The sequence below is a fragment of the Sphingomonas sp. NPDC079357 genome, assembly GCF_044901155.1.
Classification (GTDB): domain Bacteria; phylum Pseudomonadota; class Alphaproteobacteria; order Sphingomonadales; family Sphingomonadaceae; genus Sphingomonas.
Genome location: NZ_JBJDOM010000010.1, coordinates 1 through 26116 on the forward strand (window position 1 = coordinate 1; position 26116 = coordinate 26116).

At 68.0% G+C, this 26116-nt stretch carries 18 protein-coding genes; 9 read left to right on the plus strand and 9 right to left on the minus strand.

Going from position 1 to position 26116, the window contains the following annotated elements; genetic code table 11:
• Positions 1 to 152: 152 nt before the first annotated feature.
• Positions 153 to 1280 (minus strand): aldose epimerase family protein, encoded by a 1128-nt coding sequence (locus ACI2JO_RS18375; protein WP_404722133.1) that lies wholly within the window; start codon positions 1278 to 1280, stop codon positions 153 to 155.
• Positions 1281 to 1434: 154 nt separating this feature from the next.
• Here ACI2JO_RS18375 and ACI2JO_RS18380 point away from each other — a divergent pair, with 154 nt between their 5' ends.
• Positions 1435 to 2757: a sugar MFS transporter gene (locus tag ACI2JO_RS18380; protein WP_404722055.1), complete on the plus strand. Its 1323-nt coding sequence runs from the start codon at positions 1435 to 1437 to the stop codon at positions 2755 to 2757.
• A gap of 145 nt (positions 2758 to 2902) precedes the next feature.
• On the opposite strand, the gene ACI2JO_RS18385 is transcribed toward ACI2JO_RS18380, so the two are convergent.
• Entirely contained in the window at positions 2903 to 3775 is an 873-nt protein-coding gene (locus ACI2JO_RS18385; RefSeq protein ID WP_404722056.1) for an SMP-30/gluconolactonase/LRE family protein, read from the minus strand.
• Between the two features lie 109 nt (positions 3776 to 3884).
• On the opposite strand from ACI2JO_RS18385, the gene ACI2JO_RS18390 reads away from it, so the two are divergent.
• The 4 genes from ACI2JO_RS18390 to ACI2JO_RS18405 are packed head-to-tail and all read left to right on the plus strand — an operon-like array spanning position 3885 to position 7328.
• Positions 3885 to 4763: a 2-dehydro-3-deoxygalactonokinase gene (locus ACI2JO_RS18390; RefSeq protein WP_404722057.1), complete on the plus strand. Its 879-nt coding sequence runs from the start codon at positions 3885 to 3887 to the stop codon at positions 4761 to 4763.
• Positions 4760 to 5398: a 2-dehydro-3-deoxy-6-phosphogalactonate aldolase gene (locus ACI2JO_RS18395; protein ID WP_404722058.1), complete on the plus strand. Its 639-nt coding sequence runs from the start codon at positions 4760 to 4762 to the stop codon at positions 5396 to 5398. Before ACI2JO_RS18390 ends, ACI2JO_RS18395 begins: the two co-directional genes overlap by 4 nt.
• Positions 5395 to 6390 carry an AraD1 family protein gene (gene araD1 / locus ACI2JO_RS18400; RefSeq protein ID WP_404722059.1) on the plus strand — a complete coding sequence of 332 codons (996 nt, stop codon included), beginning with the start codon at positions 5395 to 5397 and terminating at the stop codon, positions 6388 to 6390. Before ACI2JO_RS18395 ends, araD1 begins: the two co-directional genes overlap by 4 nt.
• On the plus strand, positions 6387 to 7328 hold the full coding sequence (locus ACI2JO_RS18405) for a Gfo/Idh/MocA family protein (RefSeq protein ID WP_404722060.1): 942 nt from the start codon (positions 6387 to 6389) through the stop codon (positions 7326 to 7328). The genes araD1 and ACI2JO_RS18405 overlap by 4 nt, the downstream gene beginning before the upstream one ends.
• 127 nt (positions 7329 to 7455) lie before the next feature.
• Here ACI2JO_RS18405 and ACI2JO_RS18410 read toward each other — a convergent pair whose 3' ends face one another.
• The 3 genes from ACI2JO_RS18410 to ACI2JO_RS18420 form a co-directional block, all read right to left on the minus strand.
• A complete protein-coding gene (locus tag ACI2JO_RS18410) occupies positions 7456 to 8946 on the minus strand; it encodes an MFS transporter (RefSeq protein ID WP_404722061.1) in 1491 nt (496 codons plus the stop codon).
• Between the two features lie 163 nt (positions 8947 to 9109).
• Positions 9110 to 10684, minus strand: coding sequence for an alpha-glucosidase family protein (locus ACI2JO_RS18415; RefSeq protein WP_404722062.1), 1575 nt, complete (start codon positions 10682 to 10684; stop codon positions 9110 to 9112).
• Positions 10681 to 12480: an alpha-amylase family glycosyl hydrolase gene (locus ACI2JO_RS18420; protein ID WP_404722063.1), complete on the minus strand. Its 1800-nt coding sequence runs from the start codon at positions 12478 to 12480 to the stop codon at positions 10681 to 10683. The genes ACI2JO_RS18415 and ACI2JO_RS18420 overlap by 4 nt, the downstream gene beginning before the upstream one ends.
• A 77-nt stretch (positions 12481 to 12557) precedes the next feature.
• Between ACI2JO_RS18420 and ACI2JO_RS18425 the strand changes: the two genes are divergently transcribed.
• Positions 12558 to 13622, plus strand: a complete 1065-nt coding sequence (locus ACI2JO_RS18425) for a LacI family DNA-binding transcriptional regulator (protein WP_404722064.1) — start codon at positions 12558 to 12560, stop codon at positions 13620 to 13622.
• A gap of 102 nt (positions 13623 to 13724) precedes the next feature.
• Here ACI2JO_RS18425 and ACI2JO_RS18430 read toward each other — a convergent pair whose 3' ends face one another.
• Positions 13725 to 16640, minus strand: a complete 2916-nt coding sequence (locus ACI2JO_RS18430; protein ID WP_404722065.1) for a TonB-dependent receptor — start codon at positions 16638 to 16640, stop codon at positions 13725 to 13727.
• 183 nt (positions 16641 to 16823) lie between these two features.
• On the minus strand, positions 16824 to 19565 hold the full coding sequence (locus tag ACI2JO_RS18435; protein ID WP_404722066.1) for a [protein-PII] uridylyltransferase: 2742 nt from the start codon (positions 19563 to 19565) through the stop codon (positions 16824 to 16826).
• A 229-nt stretch (positions 19566 to 19794) separates the two neighbouring features.
• On the opposite strand from ACI2JO_RS18435, the gene ACI2JO_RS18440 reads away from it, so the two are divergent.
• Positions 19795 to 20112 carry a hypothetical protein gene (locus ACI2JO_RS18440; RefSeq protein WP_404722067.1) on the plus strand — a complete coding sequence of 106 codons (318 nt, stop codon included), beginning with the start codon at positions 19795 to 19797 and terminating at the stop codon, positions 20110 to 20112.
• A 122-nt stretch (positions 20113 to 20234) separates the two neighbouring features.
• Here the strand turns inward: ACI2JO_RS18440 and mutS are convergent, their stop codons facing one another.
• Both mutS and ACI2JO_RS18450 read right to left on the minus strand, forming a co-directional pair.
• Complete coding sequence (mutS, locus tag ACI2JO_RS18445) at positions 20235 to 22808, minus strand: DNA mismatch repair protein MutS (RefSeq protein WP_404722134.1); 2574 nt, start codon at positions 22806 to 22808, stop codon at positions 20235 to 20237.
• Between the two features lie 86 nt (positions 22809 to 22894).
• Entirely contained in the window at positions 22895 to 23098 is a 204-nt protein-coding gene (locus tag ACI2JO_RS18450) for an antitoxin (protein ID WP_404722068.1), read from the minus strand.
• A gap of 98 nt (positions 23099 to 23196) precedes the next feature.
• Between ACI2JO_RS18450 and ACI2JO_RS18455 the strand changes: the two genes are divergently transcribed.
• Both ACI2JO_RS18455 and ACI2JO_RS18460 read left to right on the plus strand, forming a co-directional pair.
• Positions 23197 to 23673: a methylated-DNA--[protein]-cysteine S-methyltransferase gene (locus tag ACI2JO_RS18455; protein ID WP_404722069.1), complete on the plus strand. Its 477-nt coding sequence runs from the start codon at positions 23197 to 23199 to the stop codon at positions 23671 to 23673.
• 43 nt (positions 23674 to 23716) lie between these two features.
• The gene (locus ACI2JO_RS18460; protein ID WP_404722070.1) at positions 23717 to 25990 is read left to right on the plus strand and encodes an NADP-dependent malic enzyme; all 2274 of its coding nucleotides are present in this window, start codon (positions 23717 to 23719) and stop codon (positions 25988 to 25990) included.
• The last annotated feature ends 126 nt before the right edge of the window (positions 25991 to 26116 follow it).

Below are 26116 nucleotides of genomic sequence, written 5' to 3' on the forward strand. Positions count from 1 at the left end.
CCCGACTGCAATTCCTCCAGCGTCAGCCCGAAGTTCAGATAGCGCTCCAGATACAGCGCCGTCATGTCGATGTTCGCCGGATTGTCGAACCACGCGCGGCTGCGCAGCTTCGTCGGATCGTGGGGGGCGGTCATGTCAGCAGACTCCGGGGATCAGCGCGCCACCGAGACGCGGTACACCATGCGGTGATGATAGGGCTTGCCCGGATCGACCCGCGCCGAGCCGAACGACGGCTGGTTGGGGGTGTTCGGGAATTTCTGCGGTTCCAGCGCGAAGCCGTCGCCCATGCGATACACGTGGCGCTGCTTGCCGACGAACGAGCCGTCGATGAAGTTGCCGGAATAGAATTGCACGCCCGGTTCGGTGGTCAGCACTTCGAGCACACGGCCCGATGCCGGGTCCTCAACACGCGCCGCCAGCCCCGGCTCCTTCGTCGCGCCCTTGTCGAGCACGAAATTATGGTCGTAGCCGCGCCCGATCACGATCTGGGCGTCGCTGCCGTCGCGCACGCTCTGCCCGATCGCGCGCGGCTTGGTGAAGTCGAACACCGTGCCCACCACCGGCGCCAGCTCACCCGTCGGGATCAGCGCCGCATTGACGGGCGTGTAGCGCGCCGCCGGGATCGTCAGCAATTGCGGATAGATGCCCGCCGCCGAGCCCTCGCCCGCCAGATCGAACAAGGCGTGGTTGGTCAGGTTGACGACCGTCGCGGCATCGGTCTTCGCATCGAGGTCGATGGTCAGTGCGCCCTTGTCGTCGAGGCTGTAGGTCGCCGACACCTGAAGCGTACCGGGATAGCCCTGATCGCCCGCCGGGCTGGTGATGACCATCGTCACGCTGGCCTGCGCACCCGACTTCACCGAGGTGATCCGCCAGATATATTTGTCGAACCCCTTGGTGCCGCCGTGCAACGAGTTGGTCTTGTCGTTGAGCGGCAGCTGATACGCCTTGCCGTCGATCGTGAACTTGCCGCCCGCAATGCGATTGGCATAGCGGCCGACCGTCTGACCCCAGAAATTGGGGTTGGTGACGTAGCTGGCGGCGTCGTCATAGCCGAGCGTGATGTCGGCGACCTTGCCGTTGCGGTCGGGGGCGTTGAAAGACTGGAGCGTTGCGCCGAGCGTCATGATCCGCGCGCTGACGCCGTTGCTGCCCTTGAGCGTCACCGCCTCAATCGCGGTGCCGTCGGGCAAGGTGCCGAACGCGGCGCGCTCGGCGGTCGCCGCGAGCGCCGATGAGGTCGCCAGAACACCCGACAGCGCCATGCTTGCGCCCACCATAAAACGCGCCACTGAAATGCTCACCGACACCCCTCCCGCACTTGCCAGCCAACGGCGTTTCCCGCATTGACCGCTTCTTCGCGGCGAATATAGTCAGACATATCTCTGCGGCGCAACCCCGCCGCGCGAACATGATCAGGTTGAGGAGAGGATGATGGCCGGACCCCCCATTTCACCGGGCGCGGCGCGCGCGGGCGGCAGCACGGGCGCGATGCCCGGCTATGGCCGCGCGCTGACGCTGCTCGCCAGCCTGTTCTTCATGTGGGGGTTCATCACCGTCATCAACAACACGCTGCTGCCCCACCTGCGCAGCGTGTTCGACCTGAATTACACCCAGACGACGCTGATCGAAAGCGTCTGGTTCATCGCCTATTTCTTCGCCTCGATCCCCGCCGCCAAGCTGATCGAGCGGATCGGCTATCAGAAGTCGCTGGTGGTCGGGCTGCTCATCATGGCCGCCGGTGCCCTTGGCATGGTGCTCGCCGCCAGCCTTCCCAGCTATGGCGTGACCTTGGTGATGCTGTTCGTGATCGCCAGCGGCATCACCCTGCTGCAGGTCGCCGCCAACCCGTATGTCGCGGTGATCGGCCCGGCCGAAACCGCGTCGTCGCGGCTCAATCTGGTGCAGGCGCTCAATTCGGCGGGAACGATGCTGGCGCCGCTGTTCGGCGCCTATCTCATTCTGGGGCGCTCGAAGGGCGGCACCGCCGCGACGGGTACGGTGCTGACCGAGGCGGAGCGGCTCGCCGATGCGCAGTCCGTGGTTCTGCCGTACGTGCTGGTCGCGATCGTGCTGGTCGTGCTCGCCGTCGTGATCGCGCGCTTTCCGTTGCCGGCGATGGGCTCCTCGACGAGCCGCGTCGCCAAGGAGGATCGCAAGAACCATTCGCTGTGGAAGCACCGCAATCTGGTGTTCGGCATTCCGGCGATCTTCATCTATCTGATTGCCGAGATCGGTGTCGCCAATCTGTTCGTGAACTTCGTCAGCCAGCCGCAGATCGCCAACATCACCGCCGAACAGGCCGGACGCTATCTGACGTTCCTGTGGGGCGGGATGATGATCGGGCGCTTCGCCGGCTCGGCGATCATGCAGCGCATCCCGGCGGAAACGGTGCTCGCCGCCTTCTCGATCGGCGCGTTCATCGTGATGCTCATCACCGTCTTCACGACCGGGCCGGTCGCGATGTGGGCGCTGATCTCGGTCGGGCTGTTCCACTCGATCATGTTCCCGACGATCTTCACGCTCGGCATCAAGGGGCTGGGGCCGCTGACCGAGGAAGGCTCGGGGCTGCTGATCATGGCGATCGCCGGCGGTGCGCTGGTGGTGGTGCAGGGCAAGCTGGCGGACGCCTATGGCCTGCAGCCCTCGTTCCTGCTGACCGCAGCGTGTGAACTGTACATTCTCTTCTATGCCTTGTGGGGCGCGAAGGCGACCAACGCGCTGCCCGACGTGCCGGTCGAAGAGACGGTGCACTGATGATCGCCGTCATCCCCGTGCAGGCGGGAATCCAGAACCTCTGACGTTCCGGTTCGCCAACCGACGTCCGCGCGTTTGGATTCCCCCCTGCGCGGGACTGACGAGAAAAGGCCGGTAGCTCCCGCGAGCCGCCGGCCTTCTGCTGTCAGGCGAGTCGCGCCGGCGCGAGCGGCTGACCCGGCACCTCGACCTCAAACGCGAACAGCCCGCCTGCATCCGGCTGGTCGGCGAGCGCGTCATCATCGAGGCCCTTGCGCGCGCTGGTCGCGAATGCGGTCCTAAGGTCCGGGCCGCCGAGCGCGATCTTGGTGATGTTGGCGGCGGGCAGCTTCACCTCCTGTCGCAGCGAGCCGTCGGGCGCATAGCAGCGCGCGCACCAGCCGCCCCACAGCCCGACCCAGACGTTGCCGCCCGAATCGACCGTCACGCCATCGGGCCAGCCATCGGCCGGATCGATCGTCGCGAACACGCGTGCCGTGCCAGTCGTCCCGTCCGGCTCCAGCGCCACGGCATGGATCACCCCGCCGAGCGTATCGACATGGTACAGCGTCGTGCCGTCGGGCGAGAGGCCGGGGCCGTTGGTGATCGCGACCGGATCGATTGCCGTGGTCGTCACCTGCTGCCCGTTCCAGCGATGGACGCGCCCGGTGATCCCGCTTTCGCCATCATCCATTGACCCGAAATAGACCGACCCATCCTGCGCCACCGTCGCGTCGTTGAGGCGATTGCCCGGCAGGTCCGGCTCGACGTCGGCGAGATGCGAGAACTCACCGGTTTCGGGATCGAAGCGCGCAAGCCCGGTCTGCAAACCGGCCAGCATCGCGCCACCCGCACCGGGAAGCACCCAGCCGATCTGTGCCGGCGCGACCCACGCGGCAACCTCGCCGGAAACGGGATCGTAGCGATGAACGCGCTGCTGCTTGATGTCGACGAACCACAGCACTTGCTGCACCGGGTCCCATGCCGGCCCCTCCCCGAGGGTCGCCGCACCACGCCACAACGTCCGCACTTCGGTCATCTCTCTCTCCATTGTCCCGTCGCGACGACCTACAGGATCATGCGCGCGGCGCACAGCCTTGACCTCGTCGCGGAAGGCTTTATGTCCTACAAATAAATGGGAGGATGACGTGTCGGGTGGCTATATCGCCATTGACTGGGGAACGACGAACCGGCGCGCGTGGCGGATGTCCGCGACGGGCGTGGCGGAGGCGTCGCTCAAGGATCCGCGCGGCATTCTGTCACTGAAGCCGGAGGATTATTCCGGCGAAATCCGCGCGATCCGCGCGGCACTCGGCGAGCTGCCGGTGATCGCGGCCGGGATGGTCGGGTCGAACCGCGGGTGGCGCGAGGTGCCCTATGTCAATGCGCCCGCCGGGCTCGACACGCTGGCGGCGGGCTGTCTGACGATCGACGAGGCGACGGCGACGCTGGTGCCGGGCGTCGCGCTGCGCGGCGCGGCGCGGGCCGACGTGATGCGCGGCGAAGAAGTGCAGGTGCTCGGCGCGATCGCCGCCGGTCTCGCCCCCGCCGACGCCTTGTTCTGCCAGCCGGGCACCCACAACAAGTGGATCGCGACCGAAGCCGGGCGGGTCACCGATATCGCGACCGCGCTGACCGGCGAGCTGTTCGCCCTGCTGCGCGGGCACGGCATCCTGTCGGGGATGCTCGACGGCGCGGTCGCGGACGGCGCGGCGTTCCAGGAGGGGCTGGCACGCGGCGCGGGCGCGCGCGACCTGACGGTGGCGTTGTTCGAGGCGCGCGCGCGCGTGCTGCTCGGCCGGCTCGCGCCCGACGATGCGGCGGCGTTCGCGAGCGGCGTGCTGATCGGCGCCGATGTCGGCGCGCGCGACGATCTCGCCGGACGGACGGTCCAGTTGCTCGCGGGCGGTGCGCTCGCCGATCTGTATGCCGCCGCGATCCGGCACGGCGGCGGCACGCCGGTGACGCTCGACAGCGAGCGCGCCTTCGCCGCCGGTATCCACCGCCTCTGGGAATTGACACGATGACCGAAACACATACGCGCTTCGATGCGGCGTTCGCCGCCGCGCCGCTCGTCGCGATCCTGCGCGGGCTGACCCCGGCCGAGGCGCCCGCGGTCGGCGATGCGCTGGTTGACGCCGGCTTCACGCTGATCGAGGTACCGCTCAACTCGCCCGATCCGTTCGACAGCATCCGGCTGCTGGTCGAGCGCGTCGGTGATCGCGCGCTGATCGGCGCGGGCACGGTGCTGACGGTCGAGGACGTCGCGCGGGTGCAGGCCATCGGCGGGACGCTGATCGTTTCGCCGAACACCAACACCGACGTGATCGCGGCGACGGCGGCGCGCGGCATGATCTCGATGCCCGGCTATTTCACGCCGAGCGAGGGCTTCGCCGCACTCGCCGCGGGCGCGACCGCACTCAAGCTGTTCCCCGCCGACGGCACCACCCCCGGCTATCTCAAGGCGCAACGCGCGGTGTTGCCCAAGACGGTGCGGATGCTCGCGGTCGGCGGGATCGTGCCCGAGAACGTCGCCGAGTGGCGCGCCGCCGGGGCCGATGGCTTTGGGCTCGGCTCCAACCTCTATCGCCCCGGCAAGTCTGCCGACGCGGTCGCCGCCGAGGCGCGCCGCTATCTTTCCGCGCTCAAGGACATCGCATGACCGCTACCCGTCTGCTTCAACATCGCGGTGACGACGGGCGTCGCCGCTTGATCCTCGCCGAAGGTGATCGCGCGGTCTTCCTGACCGGCGTCGCGACGACCCGCGAACTGGCGCTGGCGGCGATCGCCGCGGGCACGACGCTCGCCGAGGCCGCGACGCAGCGCCGCAGCGACGAGAGCGTAGACATCGCCGCCGAGCTGGACGCCGGGCACCTGCTCCCCGCTATCGATCATGAGGATAGCGCGCGGCTGATGCTGGCGGGCACCGGGCTGACCCACCTCGGCTCGGCCTCCGGGCGAGACGCGATGCACAAGGCGGCGTCGTCGGGTGAGCACCAGACCGATTCGATGCGGATGTTCCTCGAAGGCGTCGAGGGCGGCAAGCCCGGCGAAGGCGTCGTCGGGCAGCAGCCGGAATGGTTCTACAAGGGCGATGGCCAGTCGCTGGTCGCGCCGGAAGCGCCGTTCGCATCCCCCGCCTTCGCGCAGGACGGCGGCGAGGAGCCCGAGCTGGCCGGCATCTATCTGATTGGCGACGATGGCACGCCGTACCGGCTCGGTGTCGCGCTCGCCAACGAGTTCAGCGACCATGTGACCGAGAAGCACAATTATTTGTGGCTCGCACACAGCAAGCTGCGGCAGGCGTCGCTCGGCGCGGAGCTGCTGCTCGGCACGCCACCGTCCGACATCCGCGGCACCAGCAAGATCGTCCGCGACGGCCAGACGCTGTGGGAAAAGCCGTTCCTGACCGGCGAGGACAATATGTCGCATCACCTCGCTAACCTGGAGCACCACCATTTCAAGTATGCCGGGTTCCGCCGGCCGGGCGACGTCCATGTTCATTTCTTCGGCACCGCGACACTGTCGGTCGCCGATGGCGTGAAGACGCGGGCTGGTGACGTGTTCGAGATCTCGGCCGCGCCGTTCGCGCTGCCGTTGCGCAACACGCTGACCGATGCAGCTGCCGCGCCGGTCGTGGTGCGCGCGCTGTGACCGCGCCGATCCGCCTTGCGCTGGTCGGCATGGGCAAGATCGCCCACGACCAGCATCTGCCCGCGATCGCCGCCGGCAAGAGCTTCGACCTCGTCGCCACCGTCAGCCGCAGCGGCGAGAGCGTGAACGGCCTGCCGTTCTTCCGCGACGTCTACGAACTCGCCAAGAGTAGCCTGGAAGTAGATGCGGTGTCGCTGTGCACCCCGCCGCAGGTGCGCCGCGCGATCGCGCAATTCTGCATCGAGCAGGGCTGGCACGTCTTCCTCGAAAAGCCGCCGGGCGCGACGCTGGCGGAGGTGATCGCGCTGCGCGACGCGGCGGCGGCGAAGGGCGTCAGCCTGTTCGCCAGCTGGCACTCGCGCTTCGCCGACGGGGTCGAGCCGGCGCGGGCATGGCTCGCCGAGCGTGAGGTCAAGCGCGCCAAGATCACGTGGCGCGAGGACGTGCGCGTCTGGCACCCGGGGCAGGACTGGATCTGGGAACCGGGCGGCTTCGGCGTGTTCGATCCCGGCATCAACGCGCTGTCGATCGCAACGCGCATCCTGCCGCGCCCTTTCTTCGTCGAGACCGCCGAGCTGGACGTGCCGTCGAACCGCGCGGCACCGATCGCGGCGCGCGTCGCCTTCCGCGACACCGCCGGCGCCGAGATCGCGATGGACCTCGACTTCCGCCAGGAAGGCCCGCAGCATTGGGATATCGAGGTCGAAACCGACGACGGCACGCTGCTGCTGTCGAAGGGCGGCTCGGTGCTGACGATCGACGGCAAGGAAGCGCTGGCGCACGACGCCGATCTGCACGGCGAATATCCGGGGCTCTACCACCGCTTCGGCGCGATCGTGCGCGCCGGTGTGTCGGACGTCGACGTCTCGCCGCTGCGCGCGGTGGCGGATGTGTTCCTGCGCGGCCGGCACATCAGCGTCGAGCCGTTCGTGGAGTGAGGTTACATCGCCCCGGCCTGATCCGGGGCGACGATACTGGCGGTTCGGTGCACATCTCCACCGTTCGTGCTGAGCCTGTCGAAGCACGAACGGTGGAGGGTAATCGAACCTCAGCCCACGATCAGGCTTATTCCCGCACCCGCAGCATCGCGACCGCCGCCCCGGCCATCGTCACCGCGGCGAAGGCCATCGTCCAGATCGGCTCGGTCGGAAAGAAGTGGCGGGTGATCGACCCCATCACCGTCGCGACCAGCAATTGCGGCGTCACGACGAAGACGTTGAACAATCCCATATAGATGCCGAGCTTGCGCTGCGGCAGCGCCGAGGCGAGGATCGCATAGGGCATGGCGAGAATTGTCGACCAGGCCACGCCGATCCCGATCTCGCTGACCAGCAGCCAGCGCGCATCGGGCATGACGAAGATGCTCGCAAACCCCGCCGCCCCGCACAGCAGTCCGACGACATGCGTCCGCGCCTTGCCGATCCGCGCCGACAGCCACGGCAGCAGCAGCAGCGCCGACAGCGCCGCGACGCCATTGTAGGTCGCGAACAGCACGTCGACCCAGTTCGCGCCGCGCTGGTACGCCGGGCTGGCGGCATCGGGCGCGGCGAAGAACACCTGCGTGACGACCGGCGTGGTGTTGATCCACATGATGAACAGCGCCGACCAGCTGAAGAACTGGACCACCGCCAGCCGCTTCATCAGCGGCGGCATGCCCGCGAAATCGCCGACGATATGCCCGAGCAGCCCCGGAGAGCGCCCCGCCCGTGCCGCCCGGATCGCGACGAGGCTTGCCGCACCATAGCCGGCGAGCAGCGCGCCGAGCAGGTACATTTCCTTCTCCAGCCCGGCGAGCGCAACCAGCACGACGACCGCCGCGCCGGCCGCGATCCACAGCAGCGGCGTGGTCGCGGGTCGCGCGGCCAGTGCGCGCGCGATACTGCCGTCGTCGGCCTCCGCCGCCCCGTCGAATGCCGCCATCTCGGCCGGTGAATATTCGCGCGTCGTCACCACCGTCCACAGCACGCTGGCGAGCAGCGCCGCGCCACCGAACCAGAAAGCGAATCTAACCGAATCGGGTATCTGCCCCGGCGCGGCGACGTTCGACACGCCGGCCTGTTCGAGCAGCCACGGGAAGATCGACCCGAACACCGCCCCCGCGCCGATGAACGCGGTCTGCACGCCATAGCCCGCGGCGTGCTGGTCGCGGTCGAGCATGTCGCCGACGAACGCGCGGAACGGCTCCATCGAGATGTTGAGCGACGCGTCGAGCACCCACAGCATCAGCGCCGCGACGAGCAGCGCCGGGCTGAGCGGCATCACGAACAGCGACAGTGCGGCGAGCAGCGCGCCGGCGAGGAAATACGGCCGCCGCCGCCCGAAGCGGCCGAGCCACGTCCGATCGCTGAAATGCCCGATCACCGGCTGGACGAGCAACCCGGTGAGCGGCGCGGCGACCCACAAGGCGGGGAGATCGTCGAGCGAGGTGCCGAGCGACTGGAAAATCCGGCTCATGTTCGCGTTCTGAAGCGCGAAGCCGATCTGGATGCCGAAGAAGCCGAACGAGATGTTCGCCAGTCCGGCGAGCGATTGCTGGCGGCGGCGGGGGGCGGTCATGCGGCGGGTTCCTTGTCGTGGCACGCGCCATCACCCCAGCCACCATCCGTCACCCCGGCGAAGGCCGGGGTCCAGTGGCGAGCCGCTCGCGAGATGCTGCTACGTCCCCCACCTGGACCCCGGCCTGCGCCGGGGTGACGGATGAGGAAATGGGCGACGGCCATCACGCCGCCCTCGCGATCAGCGCGCCATAGCCCGCGAAGCGCGAGCCCTCGACGCCACACGCCAGCAGCACCTCGCCATATGTCACCGCCAGCTCGATCGGCTCCGGCGACAGATTCACCGCGCACAGCAGCCGCTCGCCGTCATGCTCGCGCTCGAACGCGATCACATCGGCCGGCGCGTCCAGAAATTGCAGCGTCCCCCATCGCAACGCCGGCTGCGCCCGCCGCACCGCCAGCACGGTCCGGGTCCAGTGCAGCAGCGACCCCGCCTCCGCCTCCTGCACATCGACCGCCATCGCGGCATGATCGCTCCCGAACGGCAGCCACGGCTCACCGCTGGTAAAGCCATGCCCCGCTTCCTCGGCCGACCACGGCATCGGCGTGCGCGCGCCGTCACGGCTGAGCGTCAGCGGCCAGTTGGCGATCGCTTCGGGATCGCGCAGCTTCTCGAACGGCACCGCGGTCTGCGTCAGCCCCAGTTCCTCGCCTTGGTACAGGAAGATGTTACCGCGCAGCCCCGCCAGCAGCACCATTTTGGCGCGCGCAAAGGCGTCGCGATGGTCGGGCAGCGCCCAGCGTGACACCGCGCGCGGCGCGTCGTGATTCTCGAACGCCCAGCTCGGCCAGCCCTCGCCTTCGGCTCCCGGCCATTGCGACAATGCCGCGCGCACCGCCGCCGGGGTCAGGTGATCGGCATAGAGGAAGTCGAAGCCGTACGCCGTCTCCAGCCGCCCCGGCTGCGTATAGGCCTTGCGCACCCAGTCGCTCTCGTCGCCACCGATCTCGGCGACCGAGAAGCGGGCGTCATATTCGTCGGTCAGCGCGCGGATGCGCTCGACGAACGGCAGCATGTCGGGCTGGTCCTGGCTGTGCGTCTTCTGCTGGAAATCGAACGAGCGTGTGCGCGGCTTGTTCGACGGCGCGGCGGGCGGATTGTCGCGCAGGTCGGCGGCGCCCATCGCATGGTTGATCGCATCGAGCCGGAAACCGTCGACGCCGCGCTCCAGCCAGAAGCGCCCGACGCCGAGCAAAGCCTCCTGCACCGCCGGATTGCGGACGTTGAGCTGCGGCTGTTCCTTGAGGAAGGTGTGGAGATAATATTGCTGGCGGCGCGCGTCCCACGTCCACGCCGGGCCGCCGAACACCGACTGCCAGTTGTTGGGCGGCGATCCGTCCGGCCTGGCATCGGCCCAGACGTACCAGTCGGCCTTGTCGCCATCGCGCGTCGCGCGGCTCTGCACGAACCACGGGTGGCGATCCGAGGTGTGCGACCACACCTGATCGGTGATGACGCGCAGGCCCAGATCGTGCGCGCGCGCGATCAGCGCGTCGAAATCGGCGAGCGTCCCGAACACCGGATCGACGTCGCAATAATCGGCGACGTCATAGCCGAAGTCGGCCATCGGCGAGGTGTAGAAGGGCGAGATCCAGATCGCGTCGACACCCAGCGACGCGACATGGTCGAGATGCGTGGTGATCCCGCGCAGATCGCCGACCCCGTCGCCGTTCGCATCGGCGAAGCTGCGCGGATAGATCTGGTAGACGGCGGCACCTTGCCACCACGGATAGGTCATCGGGTCTCTCCGATCGCGCAGACGGCGTAACCTAGCGCAGGAAGGCGGATGCGCAACGCTCCCGGCGCGGCGGTCTGCGCGGCGCATCCCTCTCCGGCCAGCGTCGTTGCGCTGCCCGCGCCGGTCACCTCGACCAGCCGGTCGAGCGGAGTGGTGGCGGTGTTGAAGGCGAGCAGGATTTCGCGCCCGGTCGCCGGATCGATGCGCGACACCGCGAGCAGCCCCGGCGTCTCCTCGCGCGCGCGCAGGATCGTGCGGCCACGCGTCAGCGCCGGTTGTGCGCGTCGCACGCCCGCCAGCGCCGCGATCTGCCGGAACAACGGATGGTCCTGCCCGAAATGCGTGGTGGCGGTGGTGGTGTTGGTGCCGAGCAGGCGATTGTCGTTGTAGCTGGCGACGCGGCTGGCGAACAGATCCTCGCGCGCATCCTGATCGCCGCCGTCACCTGTGAAGCCCTGTTCATCGCCCGAATAGATCGTCGGCACGCCGCGCAACGTCAGCAGCATCGCGTTGGCCAGCATTGTGCGTTTCAGCACCTCGGCGTCATCGGCCTTGGGAAACGCCTGCCGCACGAAGAACGCGAAGCGGCCATTGTCGTGGTTGCTGACGAAGGTCGGCAAGCGCTCCGCCGCCGCCGCGCCGCCTTCGTAAAGCGCATCGCCCGCGATCAGCGTTTCGAACGCGTCGGTGCCGCGCGTCCCCGCGACAGTGTCGAGCACCGCGCGGCGGAACGCGAAATCGAGCACCGCCGGCAGCTTGTCGACGCGGGTATGGACCGCGAGCGGGCCGGGATCGAGCTGATCCGACGCGACCTCGCCGAAGATGTGAAAATTGGGAATGCCCTTGGCGGTGGCACGCGCCTGCATCGCGGGCACGAACGCCTGCCAGAACTCGGGATTGACGTGGCGCGCGGTATCGATGCGGAAGCCGTCGACCCCGAAGCGGTCGATCCAGCCGCCGAAGATGTCGATCATCCCCGCCACGACGCGCGGGTTCTCGGTCATCAGATCGTCGAGCCCGACGAAATCGCCCATCGTCGAATTTTCGTTGCGGAAGGTGGTATTCCCGCGATTGTGGTAGAGCGTGACGCCGTTCAGCCACGCCGGCGACTTGGCGCGCTCCTCGCCCTTGGGCACGTACGGGGTATAGGCGTAGGTCGGATCGGTCAGCTTCGCGAAATTGGCCGCGGTCTGCACCTGATCACCCGCGAAGCCTGGGTTGATCGCGGCGCCGTTCACCCCGCCGCGCCGCTGATACGGATAATCGGCGCGCGAGCGATAGGCGCAGTCGCCACACTCGCGATAGCGGATCACGTCGGCGGTGTGGTTGACGATGATGTCCATATAGACCTTCATCCCCCGAGCGTGCGCCGCCGACACCAGCGCCGCAAAGTCGGCGTCGCTGCCGAAATGCGGGTCGACATGCGCGAAATCGGTGATCCAGTAGCCGTGATAGCCGGCGCTTTCCTGCCCCTTCGGCCCCTGTACGGGCTTGTTGCGGAAGATCGGCCCGACCCAGATCGCGGTCGCGCCGAGCGCCGCGATATAGTCGAGCCGGCGCGTCAGCCCCTTGAGGTCGCCGCCGTGATAGAAGCCCTTCGCCGTCGGATCATAGCCGGTGCGCAGCCGGTCGCCGGTCAGCCCGCCGCGATCGTTCGCCGCGTCGCCATTGTCGAAGCGGTCGGGGAGCGCGAAATAGATCACCTCGTCCTGCGGCAGGCGCGCGCGATAATCCTGCGCCGACGCAGTTCCGGCCAGCGACAGCGCCGCCAGCGCGCCCGCGATGATGCTTTTCATGCTCTCTCTCCCGATCGCGGCGTGATGCGCAGCCGGCCTCCGCTTTGCCAAGCGTGCAGCATACGTATTCACAGCTCATGCACCGCAGGGTAGGATGCGCCTTTCCCTCGCAAGAGCCGCCTCCGCTGTCCGACCGCGTCACCTCCTTCGACATCGCCGCCGCCGCGGGCGTCTCGCAACCGACCGTCTCGCGCGCGCTGCGCGGCGATCGCACGGTGAGCGCGGCGACGCGGCTGCGGATCGCGGCGATCGCCGAGCAGCTCGGCTACAAGGTCGATCGCGCCGCCTCGTCGCTGCGCCGTGGCGAGGCGAAGACGCTGGCGCTGCTGTTTTTCGAGGACCCGCTGCCGGATGCTTCGACGATTAATCCCTTTTTCCTGTCGATGCTCGGCTCGATCCTGAAGACCTGCGCGCTGCGCGGCTACGACCTGCTGACCTCGTTCCAGCAATTGTCGGCCGACTGGCACAAGGATTATGCCGACAGCCGCAAGGCCGACGGGCTGATCCTGCTCGGATACGGTGACTGGGAATTGTACCGCGTCCGGCTGGAGCAACTGGTTGGCCAGTCGACGCGCTACGTCCGTTGGGGATCCGTCGAGCCCAACGGGCTGGGCACGGTGCTGGGGTGCGACAATCTCGGCGGCGGACGCGATGTCGCGCGGCACCTGATCCAGCGCGGACGGCAGCGCGTGGCGTTCGTCGGCACCGCCACCGATCATTATCCCGAATTCCGCGACCGCTATCGCGGGCTGTGCGACGCGCTGCGCCATGCGGGGCTGCCGGTCGATCCGGGGCTGCACATTGATGCCCTGTCGTCGGAGCAGGTCGGCTATGAGGCGACCCGGCGGCTGCTCGCGCGCGACATTCCGTTCGACGCGCTGTTCGCCGCCTCGGATCTGATCGCTTTGGGCGCGTTGCGCGCGCTCGACGAGGCGGGGCGGCGCGTGCCCGAGGATGTCGCGGTGGCGGGGTTCGACGATATCCCCGCCGCACGGCTGACGCGCCCGCCGCTGACGACGGTGGCGCAGGATTATGCGCGCGCCGGGGCGCTGCTGGTCGATACGCTCGTCCGACGGATCGCGGGGGAGCCGACCGAGAATGTCATGCTCCCCGCGACCTTGATGGTGCGCGCGTCGGCATAGCCTCCGCAGCCCGTCGCCCCGACTTGATCCGGGGCCCCGCTTCTTCTTCCGGCGTCGCGGAGAAGCGGGATCCCGGATCGAGTCCGGGATGACGGGTCGGGATTAAAACCGGTAGGTCAGCCCCAGATAATAGTCCGTCCCGTAGCGCTGATACCGTCGCACCTGCCGCGGATCGCCGTTGGTGTACTGGAAGAATTCCTGATCGGTCAGGTTCTTGGCCTGTGCAAGGATCGTCAGGCCCTGCAGCGCGCCGCTCTGGAACTCATAGCCGATCTGCGCATCGAGGATCGTCTCGCCCTTGGCGGTATTCAGCTCCGGCGTCGCCGACAGGCCGCGGACTTCGGCAAGGAAGCTGGAGCGATAGCGATAGGTCGCGCGCGCCTGGAAGCCATTCTTCTCGAAATAGGCCGTGCCGTTCAGCACCCACTTCGACAGACCGGGCACCGTCTGCACCGTCGCGGGCGCGCTGTCGTAGCGGACCGCCGAATACGTGTAGCTCCCGCTGCCGAACAGGCCGAAGCCGTCGAGCGCGGTGCTGAACATGCGCAGCGGCAGCGACGCGGTCGCCTCCGCGCCCATGATCTCGCCACGGCCGGAATTGGCCGGGTTCTTGAACAGCCCGAACTGCGCATTCTGCGCCTGCACGATTGCCTGCTGCGCGGGCGTCAGCGACGAGAGCAACGGCGTGAAGTCGTACAGCACGTTGTTGTTCGGATCGACATAGTCGGTCAGGTGCTTGAAATAGCCCGACAGCGCGACATAGCCGCCGGCCCGGAAATATTTCTCCAGCGACAGGTCGATATTGGTCGACTTGTACGGACGCAGCTGCGCATTGCCGCCGTCCGACGAGAACGGGCTGCGCAGCGGATCGGAGCCGAGTCCGACGTTGGCCGGGTTGATCGCGACGTTCTGCGAGATACGCTCCTGATCGAGCCGCGGCCGCACCATCGTCTGCGACGCGCCCATCTTGATGAAGCCGTTCGGGATCAGCTCGACCGAGAAGGTCGCGCTGGGCAGGACGTTGGTATAGGTGTTGCCCCCCGATACGTTGGACAGCGTGACCACACCGCCGTTCAGCCCGGCGATCCTCCCGTCCGAGCTCTGGTCGGTGTGGACGACCTGCACGCCGATCGAGCCCTTCACCGCCTTGCCGCCGGCCTCGCCGTCGATCACCAGCCTGGCGTAACCGGTCGTGACCTTCTCCTTCACGCCCCAAACCTTGGCGAGCGACTCCGGACGATTGTCGAACACCGGCGTCAGCAGCCCGAGCACGCCGCGCGGGTCGAGCGTCAGCATCCGCGGCACGCCGAGGAAGGCGAGCGACACCTGCTCGTCGAGCACGACGTCGCTCGGCACCGCGATCGATGTCGTCGTGCCGCTCGCGACGGTGCAGTTGGTGCCGCCGCCCGGCGGGCAGTAGAAATAGGAGGTGAAGCGCGCCTTCTTCTCGCGCTGCGTATAATTGCCACCGATTTCCCAGCCCTTGATGACGCCCAGCGCACCCTGGAAATCGCCGGTCAGGTTCGCGCGGAACGACTTGAGGTCGTCGCTGAACTTTGGCCGGTTCTGGAAGCCCGCCTGCACCACCGCATTAGTGCCGTTATAGCCCCAGCCGCCCGGATCGGTGATGCGGATGATGTTGGTGTCGGCATAATCCAGCGTCGGGACGATCTGGTAGGTGCCGTTGTTCTGGCGCGTGATCGTGATCGTGTCGCGCTGTCCGGAGCCGGCATAGCCGGTGCCCGAATAGGTCTCGATCAGCTCGTCCTGCCGCGTCGCGCGCGACCAGGCGGCGTCGACGTTGAGCTGGATCGCATCGTTCAGCCGCACATTGTTGTTCCAGCCGAGCGAGAACATGTCGGACGTGCGATCGTTCAGATCGTTGCGCTGCACCGTATACTGCGGCGAGAAGGTCGCCTTGTCGACGAAGCCATCGGTGACCGTCACCGTGCCCGCGGTCGGCGCGACGTTATAGGCGAGCGGGAACTCGATCCCGCGCAGCTTCTGCGTTTCCTTGAAGTGCGTGTAGAGCGCGTCAAAGGTCGAGTGGAACGCGTCGCTCGGCGCCCATTCGATCGTGCCGACACCGCCGTAACGCTTGAGCATGTTCGACTGCACATAGGGCTTTGCGCCGCCCAGCACGCACGGCCCCGCCGCGTCGCCGGTGCAATTCTGCGACAGGTTGTTGAGGTTGGGATAACCCCATGCCTCGTAGCGGTCGTAATTGGTCGGCGATTCCTGCGCCGCGACGCCCAGCGCGATCCCGAGCGTATCGTTGGCAAACTTGTCGACATAGGTGGCGGTCGCGCGATAACCCCAGCGCTCGCCGTCCGGGTTGCGCTTGCCGATCCCGTTGAGCTGGCCGCGCGCCGAGACGATGAACAGCCGGTCCTTCTGGTCGAGCGGGCGCAGCATCCGCAGATCGACCGTGCCCGACACGCCCGCCGCGATCAGCGAGGCGTCGGCGGACTTGTAAACGTTGACGTTGCTGAAGAATTCCGACGGATATTGGTCGAACTCGACGCCCCGGTTGTCGCCGACCGTCACCTGCTCGCGACCGTTGAGCAACGTCGTCGAGAAATCGGGGCCGAGCCCGCGGATCGACAGGCTCTGGTCACGCCCCTCGACGCGCTGCGCGGTGACGCCCGGCAGCCGCGCGAGCGAGTCGGCGATCGAGACGTCGGGCAGCTTGCCGACATCCTCGGCCGACACCGAGTCGACGATCAGCGTCGAGCGGCGCTTGATGTCCGCCGACTTGGCGAGGCTGGCGCGAATGCCGGTGACGACGATCTCGTCCGCGCCGGTTGCGGTCGGATCGGGGTTGGCGTTGGCGTCGGGGGTGGGATCGGCGGCGGGCGCGGGTTGCGTCGCGGTGACCTTGGCGGTCGGGTTGCCGGTCGGCGCATCCGCCTGCGGCGTTGCTTCCTGCGCCAGCGCAGGCGTGGCGACCAGCAGCGCGAGCGCGCTGGCGCCAGCCCAGCGGCGGCGGGCGATCGGCATAAGAGACAGGCCGTTCATGTGGAAATCCTCCCCTGCTCCCGGCGTCCACGTTCCTGCGGACGATCCTCGGGTGTCATGGGCGGCGAAGTAGGCGGCACGTCGGTCGCGTCACAAGAAAGTCACATACGTATTCAGCGTTATGCTGTCGGGGGTTAGCTATCCGTTCGTCAGTTGCGAGCGTAGCGAAGCAATGACGGACCGCTAAGCCGCTTCCTCCTGCGGCGCCCCCGATGCCGCGGCCAGCAGCCGTTTCTCCAGCGCGCGCACCCGCGTGGTCGAGGCGATCTTGTCCCCGGTCAGATCGGTCAGATAGAAGACGTCGACCGCGCGCTCGCCATAGGTGGCGACATGCGCCGAATGGATCGTCACCTTCGACAGGAACAGCGCATAGGCAAGCTGGTTGAGCAGCGCCGGCCGATCGCGCGCCGCCACCTCGACCACCGTGAAGCGGTTCGACGCCTTGTTGTCGACCAGCACGTTGGGCTCGATCCGGAACGCATCCGCGCGCGCACGCGGCAGCGGCTTGGCCTTCAGCCGGTCGGTCAGCTTGCCGCGCCCGGCCAGCGCATCCTCGATCGCGGTCTTGAGCCGGATGAGCTGCCCCGCCTCGTCGAACGGCCGCCCGAGCGGGTCCTGCACGAGGAAATTGTCGAGCGCCATGCCGTCGCGCGTGGTGTGGATGCGCGCGTCGATGATGTTGCCGCCCGCGACATGGATCGCGCCGGCGATGCGGCTGAACAGGCCCGGATGATCCGCAGCATAGACCGTCACCAGCGTCGCGCCGCGCCCGGGATAGACCTGCGCGTCGATCGCGAGTTGCACGTCGCCGGTCTGCGTGACGAAGGCGGCATTGTGTGCCAGCACGTCGTCCGGCTCGGCGATCCAGTAAGGCTCGGGAAGCCGACGCACATAGGTTGCCAGCGTCTCGGCATCCCATTGCAGCGCGGTGCGCAGCGCCTCCTGCTTGGCGAGCACGCGCTCGCCGCGCCCCTTCTGCTTGTGGCCGAGCCGCAGCACCTCCTCGGCGCGATCGTACAGGTCGCCGAGCAACTGCCCCTTCCAGCCGTTCCACGTCCCAGGCCCGACCGCGCGGATATCGACGACGGTCAGCACCAGCAGCAGCCGCAGCCGCTCGGGGCTCTGCACCACCTCGGTGAAGTCGAGGATCGTCTTGAAATCGGTCAGGTCGCGGCGGAACGCGGTCGAACTCATCAATAGATGATGCCGCACCAGCCACGCGACCGTCTCGGTTTCGGCGGGGGTCAGCCCGAAGCGCGGGCACAGCCGCTCCGCGACCTCCGCGCCGAGGATCGAATGATCGCCGCCGCGCCCCTTGGCGATATCGTGGAGCAGCACCGCGACATACAGCACGCGGCGCGACACGATCTGCGCCATGATCTCGCTGGGCAACGGGTGATCGTCGGCGAGCGCCCCCGCCTCCATCCGCGCGAGCAGCCCGATCGCGCGGATCGTATGCTCGTCGACGGTATAATGATGATACATGTCGAACTGCATCTGCGCGACGATCCGCGCCCAGTCCGGCACGAACCGCCCGAGCACGCCAGTCTCGTTCATCCAGCGCAGCGGCAATTCGGGATCGTGCGCCCCCGCAAGCAGGTCGAGGAAGCGCGCATTGGCGCGCGCGTCGCGTCGCACCTCCGTGACCAATCGCGCGTCACGCGTCGCGCAGCGCAAGGCGAGCGGGTGGATCTCCATCCCCTGCTCGGCGGCGAGCGCGAAGATCTCGACCAGCCGGCGCGGGTCCTGCTGGAAGAAATCGTCCGACGGCAGCGCGATCCGCCCACCGTCGTTGGCGAAGCCGTCGAGCTTGCGCGGCGTCCGCGCCATCTTGAGCCCCAATCGGCGGCGGCGCGAGAAGCGCTCGTCCATATGCGCGAGGAACAGCCCGGTCAGCGACCCGACCGTGCGCGCCTGCAGGAAATAGAATTGCATGAAGCGCTCGACCGCCGACTTGCCCGGCCGGTCGGCGTAATTCATCCGCTGCGCGATTTCGCGCTGATAGTCGAAGGTCAGTCGGTCCTCGGCCCGCCCCGCGATCAGATGCAGATGGCAGCGCACCGCCCACAGGAAGTTGTCGGCGCGGTGAAAGAGCCGAAATTCCTCACGCGTGAACAGCCCGACGGCGACCAGCTCGTTCGAGCGCTGCACCTGATAGGTATATTTGCCGATCCAGAACAGCGCGTGGAGATCGCGCAGGCCGCCCTTGCCCTCCTTGATGTTGGGTTCGACGACATAGCGCGTGTCGCCCATCCGCACGTGCCGCGCGTTGCGCTCGGCGAGCTTGTCGGCGGCGAACTGCCGTTCGGTGCCGCGGCGCACATCGTCGTGGAAGCGCCGCGACGCCTCACCGTACAGATCCTCGTCACCCCAGACGTAGCGCCCTTCGAGCAGCGCGGTGCGCACCGTCACGTCGGCCTTCGCCTGCCGCACCATCTCGTCGAGCGAGCGGCTCGAATGGCCGATCTTCAACCCGAGATCCCATAGCGCATACAGCATCGATTCGATGACCTGCTCGGCCCACGCCGTCTGTTTGCCGGGGGTGAGGAAGCCGATGTCGACGTCGGAGAACGGCGCCATCTCGCCGCGCCCGTAGCCGCCGACCGCGAGCAGCAGCAGCCGCTCGCCGGTGGTCGGGTTGGCGAGCGGGTAGAGCCGCTGCGTCGTGAAGTCGGCCAGCACGCGCAGCAGCTGGTCGACCAGATACGCCTGCGCGTTCGCGGCCTCGATCCCGCGCGAGGGATTGGCGGTCAGCCGCCGCGCGATCTCGGCGCGCCCGGCCTCGAGCGCACTCTTGAGCAACAGGCTGACCTGATGGCGCAGCGCTGAAGTGTCCTTGCCGGTCGCGGCGGCGACCTGCTCGGCGAGCAGGCGCCGGTCGACGATCGCGCGGCGATTGGGGAGGTGGTCGAAACGGCCGGTCATGTGGGGCGAGATAGCGGGTCGGGGTTAACGCGTCGCGTGTTTTGGGGACGGCGGAGGTAAACTCTCTCGATCCTCTGCATCAAACACGCATCTCGGCAGGAAACATCTGGCAATCGGCGCTCGCCCATCTCGCCATGATCTACGTTCGCCCCCGATAGAGATTTTTGAAACCCCGCCATTCCGATAACGCCCAATAGCGGACATCGCGCTTCGTCGATAAGCTACTAGGATGGCCATACAGTCGGACGATGACCGCGAACTTGAGTTGCGAGTTAGCGACGTCGCGTATGAGGTCGCGAAGTTCAGTTGGCCCGATCTCGCCGAGCGACTGCCCGTTAGCCGAACTTACGTGCGGCCGGAAAGTGAAGGCCCTTACATGGCCGTGACGTGGGATGCCGACTGGAAGGGTCGTAAGAATGGCCCAATCCTTATTCGCATCAATGGCTATCTTGATCGCGAGCATGCGAACCCTGTCTGGGGCACGGGTGAGATCATCGAGCAACAGCCAGGTTGGCTTATGCGCTTGCTTAACCGCTTCGGCAGCTAACCACCGAAATCCCCACATTATCGAAGCGTGGTTGTCGAATGAAAGTGAGAGAGCATCCGTAGGATTGCTTGTCACGGACGAAAGCCGGGAGCGCCCCCGCAGATGCCCGCGCGCCGCCTCCCTCACCCCTCCCGCGCCAGCGCCTTCAGCCGATACAGCGTATCCAGCGCCTCGCGCGGCGTCAGCGCGTCGACATCCAGCGCCTCGACCTCGGCGCGGATGGCGTCGCATTTCTCCTCCTCGGCCTGCATGGCGGCGGCGAACAGCGGCAGGTCGTCGAGCCCCGCCGCCAGCCCGCCGGTCTTGGCCCGCCCCGCCTCCAGCTTCGCGAGCACCGCCTTGGCGCGCGACACCGTCGCGGGCGGCATCCCCGCCAGCCGCGCGACCGCGAGGCCATAGCTGCGATCCGCCGGCCCGTCGGCGAGTTCATGGAGCAGCACCAGTTCGCCCTTCCACTCGCGCGCGCGGACGTGGTGGAGCGACAGCGCGTCGCAGCGCTCCGCCAGCCGCGTCAGCTCGTGGTAATGCGTCGCGAAGAGGCAGCGGCAGCGATTGTCCTCGTGGATCGCCTCGACCACCGCCCAAGCGATCGCGAGACCGTCATAGGTCGAGGTGCCACGCCCGACCTCGTCGAGGATCACGAAGCTGCGCTCGGTCGCTTGGGCCAGGATCGCAGCGGTCTCGACCATCTCGACCATGAACGTCGAGCGCCCGCGCGCGAGATTGTCCGACGCGCCGACGCGGCTGAAAAGGCGGTCGACCAGGCCGAGCCGCGCCGATGCGGCGGGCACATAGGCGCCGGCCTGCGCCAGCACCGCGATCAGCGCATTCTGGCGCAGGAAGGTCGACTTGCCGCCCATGTTCGGCCCGGTGACGAGCCACAGCCGCGAACGCTCGCCGAGCACGCAGTCATTGGCGACGAACCGGTCGCCGCTCTTCGCCAGCGCCGCCTCGACCACCGGATGCCGTCCGCCGGTGACCTCGAAACAGCCGTGATCGACGAAGGCGGGACGCGACCACCCGCCCTCCACCGCGCGCTCCGCCAGCGCGGCGGCGACGTCGAGCCGTGCCAGCGCGTCGGCGGTCGCGGCGATCGCCAGCCGCCCGGCCAGCGCCTGTGCGGTCAGGTCCTCAAGATGCGCAGCCTCGGCGGCGAGGGCGTGCGCGCCGGCCTGCGTCACGCTCGCGGCGACCTCGTGCAGCTCCGGCGCGTTGAAGCGCACCACCCCCGCCAGCGTCTGGCGATGCGTGAACCCCGAATCCGCCGCCATCAACGGATCGGCGGCGCGCGCCGGCACCTCGATGTGGTAGCCGAGCACGCCATTGTGGCGGATCTTGAGCGCGGCGATCCCGGTCTTCGCGCGGAACGTCGCCTCCAGCGCGGCGATCGCGCGCCGCCCGCCGCTGCCGGTGTCGCGCAGCGCGTCAAGCGCCGGGTCATAGCCCGCCGCGATATAGCCGCCGTCGCTCGCCTCGATCGGCGGCGAGGGCACGAGCGCGCGCTTGAGCAGGTCGATCAGCTCGCCATGCCCGCGCAATCGCGGCGCGAGCTGCGCGAGCAGCGTCGGCCCCTCGCCCAGCTTGCCGAGCCGGTCGCCGATCGCCCATGCGCCGTCGAGCCCGTCGCGCAATTGCCCGAGATCGCGCGGGCTTCCGCGCCCCGCCGCCAGCCGCCCCAGCGCGCGGCCGATATCGGGCAACGCGCGCAGCGCCGCGCGGATGCGGTCGCGCAATGCCGCATCGTCGTGGAACAGCCGCACCAGATCGAGCCGCGCCTCGATGTCCGCGCGGTCCATCAGCGGCGCGCCAAGATCGGCGGCGAGCAATCGCGCGCCCGCCCCCGTTACCGTCCGGTCGACCGCGTCGAGCAGGCTGCCCTTGCGCTGCCCCTGCGCGGTGCAGGTGATCTCGAGGCTCTCGCGCGTCGCGGCGTCGATTGCCATCGTGTCGCGCGCGGCGGCGAGCACCGGCGGGCGCAGGAAAGGCAATTGCCCCTTGGCGGTATGGTCGAGATACGCGACCAGCCCGCCCGCCGCCGCCAGCCCGGCGCGCCCGAACTGGCCGAAGCCGTCGAGCGTCGCGACCGCGAACAGCCGCTTCAACCGCTCCTCGGCGCGCGCGCTGTCGAACTCGGCGCGCGGGCGCCACACGGTCGCGGGCGCGTCGCCGCCCTCGGCCGCGACCACCTCCGCCGCGCCGAGCCGTGCCAGCTCGGCCCCCAGCGAGGCGCGGTCGCAGGCGATCACCTCGAACCGGCCGGTCGACACGTCCGCCGCCGCCACCGCGACCTCGCTCCCGGCCTCGCCGATCGCGACGCACCAATTGGCGGCGCGCGCGTCGAGCAACGTCTCCTCGGTCAGCGTGCCGGCGGTGACGACGCGGACGATCGCCCGGTTGACCAGCGCCTTCGACCCACGTGCCTTGCGCGCCGCCTCGGGGCTTTCGGTCTGCTCGGCGATCGCGACGCGGTGCCCGGCCTTGATGAGCCGTTGCAGATACGCGGTCGCGGCATGGACCGGCACGCCGCACATCGGGATCTTCTCGCCGGCATGTTCGCCGCGCGACGTCAGCGCGATGTCGAGCACCTGCGCCGCAACCCGCGCATCGTCGAAGAACAGCTCAAAGAAGTCGCCCATCCGGTAGAAGAGCAGGCAATCCTCGGACTCGGCCTTGAGCGCGAGATATTGCGCCATCATCGGCGTCGGGGCGGGGGTGGTGGTCATGGAAGAAGTCCGAGAGTCGCGTGGCGGGTCAGGGATGCGCACGTCGCATCGCGATGCCGTCAGCCATCACGGCGCGCAAGCCACTCCTTGAACGGCAGCCGTCCAGGCTTGCCCCACGTCTTCAGCCATTCGCCGACGACCTCGTGCAAATGAACGCGTCCCGCCGCGACGTCGGCTTCGGCGCGGGCGAGGTCTGCGGCGAGTGCGGCATCGTCACGGTTCATCCATCGGTGATAATCCTCGATGATGCGACGCGTAACCATGCAGGAAGCATAGGCGGGCCGCCGGGCCGCGGCCACCCGCCACTTTGACCGCAAGCCGCGGGATGCGACCGCAAGCGGAAGCCGGTACAAGCATCGCCATGCTCCACCACGCCACCCTCCCCTCCCCGCTCGGCGACCTGACGCTGGTCGCCGACGACACCGCGCTCGTCGCGATCCTCTGGCCCGACGATCGACCGGGGCGCGTGCGGCTGGAGGCGACCGCCGAAACCCCCGACCATCCGGTGCTCGCCGCCGCCGCGACGCAACTCACCGACTATTTCGCCGGTACGCGCACCGTTTTCGACCTCCCACTCGCCCCGCGCGGCACCGCCTTTCAGCGCGACGTGTGGCGCGCGCTCGACGCCATTCCCTATGGCGAGACGCGCAGCTATGCCGACATCGCGCAGGCGATCGGCCGCCCGGCCGCCACCCGCGCGGTCGGCGCGGCGAACGGGCGCAACCCGATCTCTATCGTCACCCCCTGCCACCGCGTGATCGGCCGCTCGGGCGCGTTGACCGGCTTCGCGGGCGGGCTGGCGGCGAAGCAACATCTGCTCGCGCTTGAGCAACGCTAGGAGATATTCCCAACCGCGCCCGCATTCCGTAAGGGCTGTCGTCATGACCGACGATCGCACCCAGGCCGAAGAGCGCAACGTCCAATTCGAGCGCGAAGCATTATTGTTTCACTCGGAGGGCCGCCCCGGCAAGATCGAGATCGTACCGTCGAAGCCGATGGCGTCGCAGCGCGACCTCGCGCTCGCCTATTCGCCCGGCGTCGCGATCCCGGTGCAGGCGATCGCCGACGATCCCGCAACCGCTTATGATTACACCGCGAAAGGCAATCTGGTGGCCGTCATCTCGAACGGCACCGCGATCCTTGGCATGGGCAATCTCGGTGCGCTCGCCGGCAAGCCGGTGATGGAAGGCAAGGCGGTGCTCTTCAAGCGCTTCGCCGACGTCGATTCGATCGACATCGAGCTGAAGACCGAGGACGTCGACCGGATCATCGACGCGGTCGAACTGATGGAGCCGACCTTCGGCGGCATCAATCTCGAGGACATCAAGGCCCCCGAATGTTTCATCATCGAGCAGACGCTGCGCGAACGGATGAACATCCCGGTCTTCCATGACGATCAGCACGGCACCGCGATCATCTGCGCCGCCGGTGTCATCAACGCCTGCCTGCTCACCGGGCGCCAGCTCTCCGAGATCAAGGTCGTCGTGAACGGCGCGGGTGCGGCGGCGATCGCCTGTACCGAACTGATCAAGGCGATGGGCGTGCGGCACGACAATGTGCTGATCTGCGATCGCACCGGCGTGATCTATCAGGGTCGCGACGGCGTGAACCAGTGGCAGTCGGCGCACGCTGCCAACACCGACCGCCGCACGCTGACCGAGGCATTGCACGGCGCCGACGTGTTCCTCGGCCTGTCGGCGGCCGGCGCGCTGAAGCCGGAAATGGTGGTCGACATGGCCCCCGCCCCGATCATCTTCGCGATGGCCAACCCGGAGCCGGAGATCCGCCCCGAACTCGCCAAGGCGGCGCGCCCCGATGCGATCGTCGCGACCGGGCGGTCGGATTATCCAAACCAGGTCAACAACGTGATCTGTTTCCCCTTCATCTTCCGCGGCGCGCTCGATGTGCGCGCGACCGGCATCAACGACGCGATGAAGATCGCCGCCGCCAATGCGATCGCGGAACTGGCGCGGCAGCGCGTGCCGGAAGAGGTCGCGATCGCTTACGGCGTCCAGCACAGCTTCGGCCCCGAATACATCATCCCGTCGCCGTTCGATCCGCGGCTGATGGAGATCGTCCCAGCCGCGGTCGCCAAGGCGGCGATGGATTCGGGCGTCGCGACCAAGCCGATCCTCGACATGACCGCTTATGCCGCGGCGCTGCGCGCGCGGCTCAACCCGACCACCTCGGTGCTCAGCCTCGCCTATGAAGGCGCGAAGGCCAATCCGAAGCGCGTGCTGTTCGCCGAGGGCGAGGAGGAAGTCGTGCTGCGCGCGGCGATCGCGTTCAAGGAAGGCGGCTATGGCACGCCGGTGCTGGTCGGGCGCGAGGACGTCTACGACCGGCTGCGCGCGCTCGGCATCGCCAACCCGGAAGAATATGAGCTGCACAACAGCCGCGTCTCGCCGCTGGTGCCCAAGATGGTCGACTTCCTCTACGCGCGCCTGCAACGCCGCGGCTTCCTGCGCCGCGAAGTCGAGCGCATGATCAACCAGGATCGCAACATCTTCGGCTCGGTGCTGTTGCAGCTCGGCGAGGCGGATGCGATGATCACCGGTGTGACGCGCCCGTTCGCGCAGTCGATGCGCGAGATCAAGCGCGTGATCGACCCCGCCCCCGGCCGCACCGCCTTCGGCATCCATGTGCTGGTCGGCCAGTCGCACACCGTCTTCATCGCCGACACGACGGTCAACGAGCGCCCGACCGCCGAGGAACTCGCCGATATCGCCGAACAGACCGCTGCGGTCGCGCGCCGGCTTGGGCAGGAACCACGTGTCGCGTTCCTCAGCTATTCGACCTTCGGCAACCCGAACGGCCAGTGGCTCGACAACATTCGCGGCGCGGTAAAGGTGCTCGACGACCGCAAGGTGAGCTTCGAATATGAGGGCGAGATGGCCCCCGACGTCGCGCTCAACCCGCGCCAGCTCAAGAACTTCCCGTTCGCGCGGCTGTCGGGCCCGGCCAATGTGCTGGTGATGCCGGGGCTGCAATCGGCGAACATCTCGGCGAAGCTGCTGCGCGAACTGGGCGGCGACGACATGATCGGCCCGATGCTGGTCGGCATGGAAAAGCCGGTCCAGATCGCGCCGATGACGTCCACTGCGGGCGATCTGGTCACGCTGGCGGTGCTGGCGGCGGGGGGTATTGCGCGCTGAGGTGACGGGGGGGGGCGGCCTAATCGGGTCAGTCTGGACCTCACGGAGATCGTGATCTCGAGCAGACTTGGAAGGCAACAATGAGTCCCGACCATGCTTGCCCTGCTCGCGCTGGCCGCCTCTTCG